This is a genomic window from Streptomyces sp. NPDC014623 (assembly GCF_043088245.1).
In the GTDB taxonomy this organism is placed as follows: Bacteria; Actinomycetota; Actinomycetes; order Streptomycetales; family Streptomycetaceae; genus Streptomyces.
In genome coordinates this window covers 383,534-396,772 of sequence record NZ_JBIBZU010000005.1, presented here as the reverse complement: position 1 = coordinate 396,772, position 13,239 = coordinate 383,534, and the positions used below count along the sequence as shown (strand labels likewise).

The 13,239-nt window shown below is 69.3% G+C and carries 12 protein-coding genes; 7 read left to right on the top strand and 5 right to left on the bottom strand.

Annotated features, from left to right (window positions below; all coding sequences use genetic code 11):
• Positions 1 to 17: 17 nt before the first annotated feature.
• Positions 18 to 479: a universal stress protein gene (locus tag ACF1FZ_RS12005; protein ID WP_391773242.1), complete on the bottom strand. Its 462-nt coding sequence runs from the start codon at positions 477 to 479 to the stop codon at positions 18 to 20.
• A gap of 166 nt (positions 480 to 645) precedes the next feature.
• Between ACF1FZ_RS12005 and ACF1FZ_RS12000 the strand changes: the two genes are divergently transcribed.
• The gene (locus ACF1FZ_RS12000; RefSeq protein WP_391773241.1) at positions 646 to 1,491 is read left to right on the top strand and encodes a polysaccharide deacetylase family protein; all 846 of its coding nucleotides are present in this window, start codon (positions 646 to 648) and stop codon (positions 1,489 to 1,491) included.
• A gap of 28 nt (positions 1,492 to 1,519) precedes the next feature.
• Here the strand turns inward: ACF1FZ_RS12000 and ACF1FZ_RS11995 are convergent, their stop codons facing one another.
• Positions 1,520 to 2,182: a class F sortase gene (locus ACF1FZ_RS11995; RefSeq protein ID WP_391773240.1), complete on the bottom strand. Its 663-nt coding sequence runs from the start codon at positions 2,180 to 2,182 to the stop codon at positions 1,520 to 1,522.
• Positions 2,183 to 2,506: 324 nt separating this feature from the next.
• Here ACF1FZ_RS11995 and ACF1FZ_RS11990 point away from each other — a divergent pair, with 324 nt between their 5' ends.
• Entirely contained in the window at positions 2,507 to 3,199 is a 693-nt protein-coding gene (locus ACF1FZ_RS11990) for a hypothetical protein (RefSeq protein WP_391773239.1), read from the top strand.
• 97 nt (positions 3,200 to 3,296) lie between these two features.
• On the opposite strand, the gene ACF1FZ_RS11985 is transcribed toward ACF1FZ_RS11990, so the two are convergent.
• Together ACF1FZ_RS11985 and ACF1FZ_RS11980 are read right to left on the bottom strand one after the other, a co-directional pair.
• Positions 3,297 to 3,845, bottom strand: coding sequence for a hypothetical protein (locus ACF1FZ_RS11985; RefSeq protein WP_391773238.1), 549 nt, complete (start codon positions 3,843 to 3,845; stop codon positions 3,297 to 3,299).
• A 174-nt stretch (positions 3,846 to 4,019) separates the two neighbouring features.
• On the bottom strand, positions 4,020 to 4,787 hold the full coding sequence (locus tag ACF1FZ_RS11980; protein WP_391773237.1) for a hypothetical protein: 768 nt from the start codon (positions 4,785 to 4,787) through the stop codon (positions 4,020 to 4,022).
• A 1,009-nt stretch (positions 4,788 to 5,796) separates the two neighbouring features.
• Here ACF1FZ_RS11980 and ACF1FZ_RS11975 point away from each other — a divergent pair.
• Positions 5,797 to 6,615, top strand: coding sequence for an SAM-dependent methyltransferase (locus ACF1FZ_RS11975; protein WP_391773236.1), 819 nt, complete (start codon positions 5,797 to 5,799; stop codon positions 6,613 to 6,615).
• Positions 6,612 to 8,786 (top strand): putative bifunctional diguanylate cyclase/phosphodiesterase, encoded by a 2,175-nt coding sequence (locus tag ACF1FZ_RS11970; protein WP_391773235.1) that lies wholly within the window; start codon positions 6,612 to 6,614, stop codon positions 8,784 to 8,786. Before ACF1FZ_RS11975 ends, ACF1FZ_RS11970 begins: the two co-directional genes overlap by 4 nt.
• A gap of 9 nt (positions 8,787 to 8,795) precedes the next feature.
• On the opposite strand, the gene ACF1FZ_RS11965 is transcribed toward ACF1FZ_RS11970, so the two are convergent.
• The gene (locus tag ACF1FZ_RS11965) at positions 8,796 to 9,728 is read right to left on the bottom strand and encodes a LysR family transcriptional regulator (protein ID WP_391773234.1); all 933 of its coding nucleotides are present in this window, start codon (positions 9,726 to 9,728) and stop codon (positions 8,796 to 8,798) included.
• Between the two features lie 96 nt (positions 9,729 to 9,824).
• Between ACF1FZ_RS11965 and ACF1FZ_RS11960 the strand changes: the two genes are divergently transcribed.
• Genes ACF1FZ_RS11960 through ACF1FZ_RS11950 form a run of 3 tightly spaced genes read left to right on the top strand, consistent with a single transcriptional unit; the run spans position 9,825 to position 13,226 of the window.
• Positions 9,825 to 10,532: a succinate dehydrogenase gene (locus tag ACF1FZ_RS11960; protein ID WP_391773233.1), complete on the top strand. Its 708-nt coding sequence runs from the start codon at positions 9,825 to 9,827 to the stop codon at positions 10,530 to 10,532.
• 1 nt (position 10,533) lies between these two features.
• Positions 10,534 to 12,483 (top strand): fumarate reductase/succinate dehydrogenase flavoprotein subunit, encoded by a 1,950-nt coding sequence (locus ACF1FZ_RS11955; protein WP_391773232.1) that lies wholly within the window; start codon positions 10,534 to 10,536, stop codon positions 12,481 to 12,483.
• A complete protein-coding gene (locus ACF1FZ_RS11950; RefSeq protein WP_391773231.1) occupies positions 12,480 to 13,226 on the top strand; it encodes a succinate dehydrogenase/fumarate reductase iron-sulfur subunit in 747 nt (248 codons plus the stop codon). Before ACF1FZ_RS11955 ends, ACF1FZ_RS11950 begins: the two co-directional genes overlap by 4 nt.
• Positions 13,227 to 13,239: the final 13 nt, after the last annotated feature.

Here is a 13,239-nt window from a genome sequence, read left to right as displayed (position 1 = left end):
GGCCTGCTCGCGGGGCGTCACGGTACGACGGTGACCGGCCAGCGCCCGGCCTTCACCAGCCGGACCGCCACCGAGCCGATGAAGCGATGTCCGGCGGACTCCGAAGCGCCCACGACCACGGCGTCCGCCTTCAGGTCGTCGGCCGCCGTCACGAGCCCGTTGTACGGGTCGCCGGGGAAGGTGTGGAATTCCCAGCGGACATTCCATATGTCCTTCAGCCGTTCGGCCGCGGTCCTGATCTCGTGCACCAGCCCTTCGGCGACCTCCCCGGTGGTGTCGGCGACGGGGGCCCCCAGGGCGGCGCCGGCCGACATCACCGGCTGGACGTAGACGAGGGCGAGCATCGCGTTCTGCCGACGGGCGAGGCCCGCCGCGTACGCCGCAGCCCGCATCGATGACCCGGAGCCGTCGAGGCCCGCGACGATCACCTTGGGGCCGTCCGTGCCGCGCTCGAAGCGGTGCTGTTGCTGATCGGTCACGGCCCTGAGGTTAGCCGCTTCCTCCGACCGTTTCCCGGGCCCCTCCGCGAGGGCCCGGCACCCTTCCCGCCGGATACCGCAGAGGCACTCCGTCCATCGGGTGCAAAACACCGCACACCCGGTGTCGACGACGGGCGCGGGCGTAACTCCGTGCGAGCAGTTGGTCATGAAACATGATCAGATTCCAGCGGAACGCCGCACCGTGCTGCGCCTCGCCCTCGCACTGGGGGCCGCCACCGCGGTGCACCTGATCCCGACGGGCCCGGTCAGGACACCCGCACGCTCCGGCGGTGCGCCGCCGCCCCCGGCCTCCGGGCCCCCGGCACGCGCCCAGGCGGGCTCCGGTGCCTACCGGCTGCGCCCCATGACCTCGACCGCACCACCCCGCTTCCTGCCCGCGGCGCCACCCGTCCGCACCCGGCCGATCGAAAAGCTGCCCGCGCCCGGAAGCGACGCCCTGGTGCTCACCTTCGACGACGGACCCGACCCGCGGTACACCCCGGACATCCTGGCCACGCTGCGAAGATACGGCGCCCGCGCGATGTTCTTCGTATGCGGCGAGATGGCGGTGGAGAATCGCGACCTGCTCCGGGAGATGGCCGACGACGGGCACGTGGTCGGCAACCACTCCTGGTCGCACCCCCTGATCCCGAAGCTCTCCCGAGGTGCGATCCGGGACGAACTCGGCAGCACCAGCGAAGTGGTCGAGAAGACCCTGGGTGCTCCGCCCCTCTGGTACCGCGCCCCGTACGGCGCCTGGAATCGCAATTCCTTCGAGATCGGCGCCGCGATGGGAATGGAACCGATGGCCTGGACCCTCGACACGCTGGACTGGACCTCGCCGGGCACCGACACCATCGTCCGCCGGGTCGACAAGGGCGCGGCGCCCGGCGTCGTGGTGCTGTCGCACGACGCGGGCGGAAACCGGTCCCAGAGCGTGGCGGCCCTGCGCCGGTACCTGCCCGCGCTCATCGGGAAGGGTTACCGCCCGACCGTCCCGCACCGCAGCTGACGGGAGCGGTGCACCCTTCCGCCCCCGGCTATCGCGTCTCGACCAGCCGGGCGAAGACCACCACGTTCCCCTCGTAACCTCCGGCCTTCGAATAGGCCCCGCCGCAGGTGATGACCCGGAGTTCGGCGTACCCGGTGTCGCCGTACACCCGTGCTCCGGGGAAGTCGTTCTTGGAGAAGACCTCGACACCGTAGATCTCGAACACCGCGACCCGGCCGTCGTAGCGGGACACCTCGACCTGCCGGCCCTTGCCGAGAGAACCCAGCCCGTAGAAGACCGCAGGGCCGGCGAGGTTGTCGACATGGCCGACCATCACGGCGGTCCCACGCTGACCAGGGGCGATGCCGTTCTGGTACCAGCCGGCGAGATTCGGGTCCTGGGCGGGCGGCGCCTCGATCCAGCCGGCCGGGTCCAGGTTCACATCGACGACGGGTGCGTCGACCTGGATGGACGGGATCCGGATGCGCTCGGCGGGGGCGTATGCGAGCGGTTGTACGGGCTCGCCTTCGACCGGCGCGGACACCGCGGTGTCCCGGGGGCCGGCCACCGAGGCCGCGGCAGCGGGCTGCGGCGGCCCGGGGGACGTCTCCACACCGTTGCGCATCAGAGCGAGCCCGGTCAGCATCACCAGGGCGATCGCGCCCCACGGTGTGCGTCTGCTCCGCTCGGCGCCCCACTGGTCCCGGCCCATGGCTCTCCCTTCGTTCGCGACACGGCCACGCTAGGCGCGGGTCCGCGCCGAGGCGATCAGGGAAGGGCGAACGGGTGGTGGCCGACCGGGCACCGACGGCGGTGTCTTCTTTTCGGAGTAATCAACGGATAAGAATCCTGACGGTCCGTGACCTGCGCCTCCGTCAGATTCAGGGCTCGGCCCACGGCGTGTCGGCTCACCGGGGTGGAGTAGTGCCGAAGTGCGGTACATGCGGTATTTGGTGAGGGTTTGTCATGGGATGCGTATGCGTCGACTGATCCTGGAGGACAAGACTCCGGGGCGCTTCCCGCTGGAGGTTCGAAAATGCGTGCTTCACGCGTTCTCGCGGTGACCGCGACCGCATTCGCGACAGTCGGGCTCGCTGCCCCGCTGGCCGCCGCCGGCGGCGGGCCGGGCAGCAACCCGAACAATTTTCCGACCAATGTCACCGTCAACCCGTCTTCGGTGCACCAGGGCGCCACGATGCAGATCAGTGCAGAGGGCTGCGGGCGCTCCGGCGGCAGGGTGTGGTCGAACGCGTTCCCGACGGTGAACCTCTCACCGGGCCGGGTCGGTTACGCCACGGCGCGTATCCGGGACAACGCGACGCCCGGTCAGTACAGCCTGTCCGTGAGGTGCAACGACAGCAACAACAACTTCGGCGGCGGCAACGGTGGTGACGGCGGCCAGGGCGATGACGGCGGCCGGGGCGGCAACGGCGGTGAGCACGGCCAGGGCGGCAACGGCGGCCAGGGCGGCAACGGCGGTCAGGGTGGCAACGGCGGTCAGGGTGGCAACGGCGGTCAGGGTGGCAACGGCGGCCAGGGCGGCAATGGTGACCAGGTCGCGACGGCTCGCTTCACCGTGCTTCCCTCACGGGGCGCGCAGGGCGGGCTCGGGGGGTCGACGGGCCCCAGTTCCGTCGAGATGCAGGTCGGCGGTGGCCTTGTCGCGGCGGCGTCCCTCGGCGGTGCCGTCTTCGTCGTGCGTCGCCGGATGAGCAATGCGGCGGTCTGACGCGTCGAACCTCCCGTCCGGCCCGATACGCCCGTCGCCCCGAGTCCTCGATCAGGACCCGGGGCGACTTCCGTGTGCCGTATGCGGTGGCGGGCCGTCAGTGCTGACGGCTGGTACGGCGCTTGCGCAGGACGTGGAAGGCGCCGGCCGAAGCGAGCGCGACCAAGGCGGAACCGGCCGCGATCTCCGCGGGGTCCATCGTGTCGACGCTGCCGCCGAGCCCGCCCAGTACGCCGCTGGGAGAAGCGGTGGAGCTGGTCGTGGGGGCCGTGGTGGGGAGGGCCGTGGGGGAGCTCGTGGCGGCGCTCGTGATGGTCAGGTTGGCCGATCGTGTGGTGGTGCCGCAACGGAAGGTCACCTCGTAGACCGCGCCGCGCCTGGCGTCCCGGTCCACCGTGGCCGTGGCAGACCTGCCGCTCGGGATGGTGGTCGTGTCGAACACGCCCGAGAACGCGGTCGCGTCACTTCTGCAGCCCATGGCGCCGAGTGTGACCCGGCCTCCCGGTGCGACCGTCGACGGAGTGATGGTCGGGGTGAACGAGGTGGACGTGCCGCCGTTGGAGACATCGGCCGATGCGGCCGGTGCCGTCAGGAAACAGGCGGCGGCGCCCAGCAGGGCGACGGGTGCGACACGTATCGCGCGCATGGTGAATCCTCCGGGTCCCGAGGAGCAGCCGCGGAACGGATTTCCGCGAGACATGAGACGTGCACCTCGATGCCCGAAACGGTATGAGTGTCACATATCGACCGCTATCGGTGTCAGGCGAATGGGGCAGCCTTGTCCCCCGACCGGCCGGGGGACAAGGTCGGGAGGGTGCTCCTATCTCTCCGCGGCGTTCGGGAACAGGTCGACGAAGGGGGCCGTGGTCGCCGAGATGCCCCTGCCGAAGGGGGCGTCGAAGTCCCAGATCAGGAAGAGCAGGAATGCGATCAGTACGCTGAAGAGGCCCGCCAGCAGCAGTTCGCGGAAGGTTCTGCGGATCTGGAGCGTGAAGATCAGCCCGACGGTGACCACGGCCCCGGTGATCAGGCCGAACCAGACCACCCCCGGCATCGTCGCGCCCGCGTTCTGCCCCCGGGCCCCCCGTGCGTCGTCGACGGCGGCCACCTGGTCCACCAGCGGCTGGTACGCCTGCCCTTCGTGGTCCGTCCGGGGCTTGTACTCCGTCACGTCGGCCCGCACCCGGTCGAGAAGTCTGGTGCCCTCCTCGGTGAGACTCCCGTGGTCCGTCATCGACCTCCACTCGTCGCCGACGACATGGGCCACGTACGCGTCGACGTCGGCGCGGATGCGGTCGCGGACCTCGGCCGGGTAGACGGCTGAACGTGCGCTCACCTCGTGCAGAGCCTGCGCCTCCAGTCGCACCGACTCCTGGGCGGCGCTACGGCCCTCCCAGACGCCCGCGATGGCCAGGCCGAGCACGATCGCATACACCACGCCGATCATCATCGTCATGTACTCGATGACGTCAGGCGTCTCGGACGGATCGTCGTCGTCGGCGAGGCGACGGTTGCTCAGTACGGCGATGGTCAGGACGACAGCACATGCCGACGCCATCGCAATGGTCAGAACAAGCCATTCCGACATGGGTTCCCTTTTTCGGTCAGCGAGACGAGCGGGGTCGCAGCACGGCCACGGCGAAAACGGCGGGTGCGGTGATCAGAAGGGTGAGCGAGACCAGTGACGGCCCGGTCCGCACTGTTTTGCGAGGCGGTTTTCTGTAGGTGGGGAGGGCCACGGACGCCGGGATCGGTGGTGTGGGGCGCGCGACGGGTGGAGACGGCGACGGCGCGGATTCCGCTTCCGGTTCCGGTGGTGCGGGTGGGGGCGCGGGTGCGGGAGGCGGAGGAGGGGGAGGAGGCGGGGGCGGGGGCGGGGGTGGTGGAAGCGGTGGGGGAGGCGGAGGTGGAGGTGGAGGTGGCGGGGGTGGCGGGGGCGGTACCGGTTCAGGTTCGGGCTCGCCGATGACCGCACCGCACCACCCCTCGCCCGCCACCGCGACGGACGAGCCGCCGTCCCCTTGCCCGATGGAGGCAACCGCGCAGTCGTCGCCGGCCGCCGGCAGCGGAGCGGAGAGCAGCAGGAGCAGGGTGGCGGCTGTCAGCCGCCATATGCGTGATCCGTACACGCCGGGCAGCATGTTCCCTCCAGCCGGTGGACACGCGGCGAGAGGTATTGATTCGCCTGATGGAGGGACATTCGGCCATTCATATGTGCGCCTGTCGAAAATTTTCCCGGACTTCTACGGGCCCGTGCCTGCTCATCGGTCGTACCCAGGGTCAGGAAAGACGCGGACGCGCGTTCCGGACGGGCGGCAGAGGTGAGCGGAAGCCGACACGAATACGTGGCGGAACGCCTCGCCCGGGGCGAAGCCGATCGGATCCCCGAACGGCACTCACGGGACTCCGGCGGTACCGGTCCGTTGTCGAATGTGTACACGCAGCGACGGGCCGGCCGCACATGCCTCCGGTGTGTGACCAATAACGGATCTCTAATTTCCGTTTCCACTCGCTCTCTTGGCGGTCGATCAGTAGCCTCTGGTCAACACTGACCATGAACATGGCCGGATCGCCGTGGCGACTTGTTGGAGACATCGATGGAGCGTCCCGCCTGGGCACCGCAGGGCATTGACATCTCGGTGCCGAGCGTGTCTCGCATGTACGACTTCTACCTGGGCGGTTCGCACAATTTCGAGGTGGACAGGGAAGCGGCCCGCAAGGCCATGGAGTTCATGCCGGGTCTGCCCAAGGTCATGCAGGCGAATCGTGCCTTCATGCGACGGGCCGTGCGCTTCGCCACCGCTTCGGGTGTCAATCAGTTCCTGGACATAGGATCCGGCATACCGACCTTCGGCAATGTTCATGAAGTCGCCCAGGCGGCCGACCCCGAAGCCCGGATCGCCTACGTCGACCACGACTCCGTCGCGGTCGCACACAGCCAGGCGGTGCTCGAAGGCAACGAGCGTGCGGTCATCGCCGCCGCGGATCTGCGCAAGCCCCGGGAGATCCTGGCGAACCCGGAGATCAACGGCCTCCTCGACCTGGACGAGCCGGTGGCGCTCCTCCTGGTGGCGGTACTCCACTTCCTGGAGGACGCGGACGACCCGTACGCGGCGGTCGCCGAGCTCCGCGACGCACTGGCTCCGGGCAGTCTGCTGGTCCTGACCCATGCCTCGTACGAGAGGATGCCGCTCAGCCAGGAGGAGGCGGGGGGAACGGTCGATGTCTACCGCACCATCCGCAATCCGCTGATCATGCGTTCGCGCACGGAGATCAGCCGCTTCTTCGAGGGGTACGAGATGATCGAGCCCGGGCTCGTCGCCATGCCCGAGTGGCGCCCCGAGTCCCCCGAGACGCTCGCGCAGGAAGACCCGTTCGCCTACTCGGGCTTCGCCGGGGTTGGACGCAAGGCGTGAGCATTCCCGCCCAGTCGTCCGGCGAGCCGGACGCGGAGCCCGACGGTCCCGAAGGCCGGCTCCGAAGATTCGCCACCATCTGGAGCAGGGCGATCTTTCCGTCCACGGCCACCTCCATGACCCGTCCGGAGTTCGAGAAACACCTGCTGCCACTCGCCCGGGAGCTCAACGACATCCTTCACACACGGGTGTTCGACGCGACGCCCGCGCACCGTGTCGGAGCCGCACTGGTCGCCGCGCACTGCACGGACCCCGACGCCCTGAGCTCCACACTGGGCGTTGTCGACTCCTACCTGGTCCTCTACTGCGGTGGCAACGGGCCGGTGGAGCTGTCGACCGAGGACAGCCGGGCCCGGTGCGCACGCATCCAGCACGCGCTCGCAGGCGGGTTCAGCCAGGCGCTGCGCGAACGGACACTCGCCGAGCAGGAGGCCATCGCCCGCTCGGCCCTCACCGCCCGTTCGCATGCCGAGCAGGCGCTGCACGCGACCGAGGCGCGCTTCCGCGCTGTCTTCAAGGACGCCGCCGTAGGGATCGGTATCGCCGACCTCGACGGGAACATCCTGGAGATCAACGACACCCTCACCCGGATGTTCGGCGGTCTGGAGCACCACGTCCGCAGCCACAAGGTGAACGAGTGGGTACATCCCGAGGACTCGCCGTACGTATGGAAGTACTACGAAGAACTGGTGCGTGGCGAGCGCGAGCACTACAACGTCGAGAAGCCCTACTACCGCAACGACGGCACCGTGCTGTGGACCAACCTCACCGTCTCGCTGCTGCGGGACCCGGAGGGGCGGCCGCAGTACCAGCTGGCCCTCCTGGAGGACACCACCGAGCGGCGGTTGCTCAATCTGCGGCTGCGCTACGAGGCCACCCACGACGCGCTCACCGGCCTGCCCAACCGGACGCTGTTCTTCGAACGCCTGGAGAAGGCTCTCGCGCCCAGGGAGGGCATGCGCTTCGGCCTCTGCTATCTGGACCTGGACGGCTTCAAGGCGATCAACGACAGCCTGGGCCATGCGGCGGGGGACCGGCTCCTGGTGGAGGTGGCCGACCGGTTGCAGAGCTGCGCGACCGCCCCCGGCGAAATGGTCGCGAGGCTCGGCGGTGACGAGTTCGTGGCCCTCACGACCGGGCCGCGTACGCAGGAAGAGGTCCACGAACTGGCGGGACGCATCCTCTCGGCGCTCGCCACCCCCATCCGTCTCGACGGCCGGGAGCTGACCGTACGCGGATCCATCGGCCTCGTCGAAGGCCCGTCGGGCGAACGCACCGCGGCCGAGGTGCTGCGCAGTGCCGACATCACGATGTACCGGGCCAAGGCGGCGGGCGGGAACCGCTTCGCTCTCGCCGACGCCGAGGCCGATGCCCGCGCCATCACCCGGCACGGACTGACCACGGCGTTGCCGACGGCACTGGACCGCAACGAGTTCTTCATCGAGTACCAGCCCCTGGTGCACCTCGGGGACGGCAGTGTGCACGGCGCCGAGGCGCTGGTGCGCTGGTGCCATCCGCAGCACGGTGTGCTCGGCCCGGACCGGTTCATCCCGCTCGCCGAGCACACCGGGCTGATCGTTCCGCTCGGCCGCTGGGTCCTGGAGGAGTCCGTCCGCCAGGCGAACTTCTGGCAGGAGCGCCACACCGATGGCGGCCCCCTGCGGATCAACGTCAACCTCTCGCCCACCCAGCTGCACCACCCGAGGCTGGTCGCCGAGACCGTCGACGTGCTGGAACGTTCCGGCCTGGAGCCCGGGGCCCTCTGCCTGGAGGTCACCGAGTCCGCGCTGATCGGCGCGGACGACGATCTGCTCAAACCGCTGCGCCAGCTGGCGGAGATGGGCGTCGACATCGCGCTGGACGACTTCGGCACCGGCTACTCGAATCTGGCGAACCTGCGGCGCCTGCCGGTGAGCGTGCTCAAGCTGGATCGTTCCTTCACCCAGGGCATGCAGCACCACCCGGCCGACCCGGTCGACCTGAAGATCGTCGAGGGCATCGTCTCACTCGCCCACAGCCTGGACCTCGCGGTCACGGTGGAGGGGGTCGAGACCGGCGCCCAGGCCGAGCAGCTGCGACAGCTCGGCTGCGACACCGCTCAGGGCTGGTACTACGCGCGTCCGGGAGCCCCGGACCGTATCCACTCGCTGCTGCTGGCGGACGCGGTCTGAGGGCCCCTCTCAGCCGCCGGCCGGGGCGGGCCCGCCGGCGGCCGAGGACACGGTGGGCGGACCCGCCCCCAGGAGCATGCGCTGCAGCTCGCGCGCCGCACGCGGCGGTTCGACATCGCTGCGGTGCGCCAGTGCGATGGTGCGCCGAAGACCCGGCGAGGCCAGCGGCGTCGTCCGCAGGCCCTGGCCGGCCCGCGCGGCGACCATGTGGGGGACGACGGCGATCCCGAGGCCCGCGCGTACGAATCCGAGTACGGCGTCCATCTCACCGCCCTCCACCGTGAACGACGGCTCGAAACCCTCCGCCCGGCAGGCGGCGACGGTCAGCTCCCGCAGGTCGTAACCGTGCCGGAACATCACCAGCGGCTCGTTCTCCAGATCGGCGACGTGCACGGAGCCCTTCCGTCCGGGGGCGGGCCGGGAGGCCGACGAGACCACCACGAGGTCCTCGTGCAGCAGCTCCACCGTGGTGAGCGCGGGTGAGGCGGCGGGCAGCGGCAGCACGAGCAGCGCGAGATCCAGCGCACCCCGGGCCAGCTGCCGTACGAGGTCGTGGGAACCGCCCTCCTCGATCAGCAGCTGGATCCCGGGGTGGGCGCCGTGGAAGGCACGCAGCACCTCGGGCAGCAGGCCCGTGCAGACACTCGGGGTGGCGCCGAGCCTGATCCGCCCCCGGCGCAGCTGCACCAGCTCCTGCACCTCGTGCCGTGCGGTGTCGGCGTCCGCCAGGATCCTGCGGGCGAGCGGCAACAGTGCCTCGCCCGCGTCGGTCAGCGCGATGTTGCCGCGTGCCCTGCTGAACAGCTCGGCACCCAGCTCGTTCTCCAGGGCCTTGATCTGCTGGGAGAGCGAGGGCTGGGACACGTGCACCTCCTCGGCGGCCCGGGTGAAGTGTCTGGCCTCGGCCACGGCTACGAAATAGGCGAGCTGCTGGAAGTGCATGCAGCCGACGATAGCGGGGTCCATAGGTGCCGCCTATGGAGATGAGTCATTTCATGTCTTGGACTGATGATGCCCTTCGCCTCTAGCGTCGTGTCCATGGCATTGGCAACGCGGGCGGACCGACGGCCGTCCATGACGCGTACGCTCTGGGACTCGTCCGTCGGCAAGAAGACGATCATGGCTGTGAGCGGACTGGTCATGCTCGGCTATCTGGTGGTCCACATGCTGGGCAACCTGAAGATCTTCTTCGGATCCGACGAGTTCAACCACTACGCGCACTGGCTCAGGACCCTCGGTGAGCCCTTCCTGCACCACGAGTGGGCCCTGTGGATCGTCCGTGTGGTGCTCGTCGCGGCCGTCGTCCTGCACGCCGCCTCCGCGTACCAGCTGAGCCGCCGCGATCTCAGGGCGCGCCCCACGGCGTACGTCCACAGGAAGGCGCGTTCGAGCTATGCCACCCGGACCATGCGCTACGGCGGCGTCATCCTCGCGCTGTTCATCGTCTGGCACATCCTGGACCTGACGACCGGCACCGTGCACACCGGAGGATTCCAGTCCGGGCGCCCCTACCAGAACGTGCTCGACACCTTCTCGACCTGGTACGGCAACGTCATCTACATCGCTGCCGTGCTCGCCCTCGGGCTGCACGTCCAGCACGGGTTCTGGAGTGCGGCACAGACCCTCGGCGTGGGCAGCGCGACCCGGAACCGCGTACTGAAGACCCTCGCCAATGTCCTCGCAGTGGTACTGACGGCCGGCTTCGTCTCCGTGCCCGTCGCCGTGATGACCGGAGTGGTGAGCTGACATGAGCGACTACACGAACTACCGCACCGGCGAGCCCGTCGTCGACACCAAGGCACCCACGGGCCCGGTGGCCGAGCGCTGGGACACCCGCCGCTTCCAGGCCAGACTCGTCAACCCCGCCAACCGCCGCAAACACACCGTCATCGTCGTCGGGACCGGCCTGGCGGGTGGCTCGGCCGGCGCGACACTCGCCGAACAGGGCTACCACGTCGTCCAGTTCTGCTTCCAGGACTCGCCCAGGCGGGCCCACTCCGTGGCCGCGCAGGGCGGGATCAACGCGGCCAAGAACTACCGCAACGACGGCGACTCGGTCCACCGCCTCTTCTACGACACCGTCAAGGGCGGCGACTTCCGCGCCCGTGAGTCCAACGTCCACCGCCTGGCCGAGATCTCGGTGGAGATCATCGACCAGTGCGTCGCCCAGGGCGTCCCCTTCGCCCGTGAGTACGGCGGTCTCCTCGACAACCGCTCCTTCGGCGGCGTCCAGGTCTCCCGTACGTTCTACGCCCGCGGCCAGACGGGGCAGCAGCTCCTCCTCGGCGCCTATCAGGCACTGTCCCGCCAGATCGCCGCGGGCAACGTGGAACTGCACCCCCGCACCGAGATGCTCGACCTGATCGTCGTCGACGGCAAGGCCCGCGGCATCGTCGCCCGCGACCTCGTCACCGGGAAGACCGATACCTACTTCGCCGACGCCGTGGTCCTGGCCAGCGGTGGCTACGGCAACGTCTTCTACCTGTCGACGAACGCCATGAACTCCAACGCCACCGCGATCTGGCGTGCCCACCGCCGGGGCGCCTACTTCGCGAATCCCTGTTTCACCCAGATCCATCCCACATGCATCCCGCGCACCGGCGACCACCAGTCGAAGCTGACGCTGATGAGTGAATCGCTGCGCAACGACGGACGCATCTGGGTCCCCAGGGCCAAGGGCGACGACCGCCCGGCGAACCAGATCCCCGAGGACGAGCGGGACTACTACCTGGAACGCATGTACCCGGCCTTCGGCAACCTCGTGCCCCGTGACATCGCATCCCGTGCCGCGAAGAACGTGTGCGACGAGGGCCGCGGCGTCGGCCCCGGCGGCCAGGGCGTCTACCTCGACTTCGCCGAGGCCATCGCGCGCATGGGGAGGAAGAAGGTCGAGGAGAAGTACGGCAACCTCTTCGACATGTACGCGCGGATCACCGCGGAGAACCCGTACGAGACGCCGATGCGCATCTACCCCGCCGTGCACTACACGATGGGCGGCCTCTGGGTCGACTACGACCTCCAGACCACGGTCCCCGGTCTTTTCGCCATCGGTGAGGCCAACTTCTCCGATCACGGAGCCAACCGTCTCGGCGCCTCCGCGCTGATGCAGGGACTGGCCGACGGCTATTTCGTCCTGCCGTCGACGATCAACGACTACCTGGCCCGCAACCCGCACACCGAGGAGATCGACGCCGGACACCCGGCGGTCACCGAAGCCGTCGCCGAGACCGAGGACAGGATCAACCTCCTCCTGTCTGTCGACGGGGACCGCACCCCGGACTCCTTCCATCGTGAGATCGGTGAACTCATGTGGGAGTTCTGCGGGATGGCCCGCTCCGAGGAAGGGCTCCGTGAGGCCCTGGACCGGATCCCGCGGATCCGCGAGGAGTTCTGGCGCCGCATCAAGGTGCCCGGCACGGGCGAACAGTTCAACCAGTCGCTGGAGAAGGCCAACCGCGTCGTCGACTACCTGGAGCTCGCCGAGCTCATGTGCCTCGACGCACTGCACCGTGCCGAATCCTGCGGCGGCCACTTCCGTGAGGAATCGCAGACCCCGGACGGCGAGGCCGCCCGCCGGGACGAGGAGTTCTCCTACGCCGCGGCCTGGGAGTTCAGCGCCACCGGCGAGGCCCCCGTCCTGCACAAGGAAGACCTCGTCTTCGAGTACGTCCACCCCACTCAGCGGAGCTACGCATGAAGCTCACCCTGCGCGTCTGGCGCCAGCAGAACGCCGAGGCGCCCGGCGCCATGGCCACGTACGAAGTCGACGGGATCTCGCAGGACATGTCGTTCCTGGAGATGCTCGACACCCTCAACGAGGAACTCATCCTCAAGGGTGACGAGCCCGTCGCCTTCGACCACGACTGCCGCGAAGGCATCTGCGGCGCGTGCAGCCTCGTCATCAACGGCGACGCCCACGGTCCCGAGCGGACCACCACCTGTCAGCTCCACATGCGGTCCTTCGGCGACGGGGACACCATCGACGTCGAGCCGTGGCGTGCCTCGGCCTTCCCGGTGATCAAGGACCTCGTCGTCGACCGCTCCTCCTTCGACCGGATCATCCAGGCCGGCGGATACATCTCCGCACCCACCGGCACCGCGCCCGACGCGCACGCCATCCCCGTGCCCAAGCCGGACGCCGACTCGGCCTTCGAGCACGCCGAGTGCATCGGCTGCGGCGCCTGCGTCGCCGCCTGCCCGAACGGCTCGGCGATGCTCTTCACCTCCGCCAAGGTCAACCACCTCAACGTCCTCCCCCAAGGGGCCCCCGAGCGGGAGACCAGGGTGCTCGACATGGTCGCCACCATGGACGACGAGGGCTTCGGCGGCTGCACACTCACCGGTGAGTGCGCCACCGCCTGCCCCAAGGGCATCCCGCTGCCCTCGATCACCGCGATGAACAAGGAGTGGCTGCGCGCCAACCGCAAGGTGCGCCGCTGATCCTGCCGAGCGC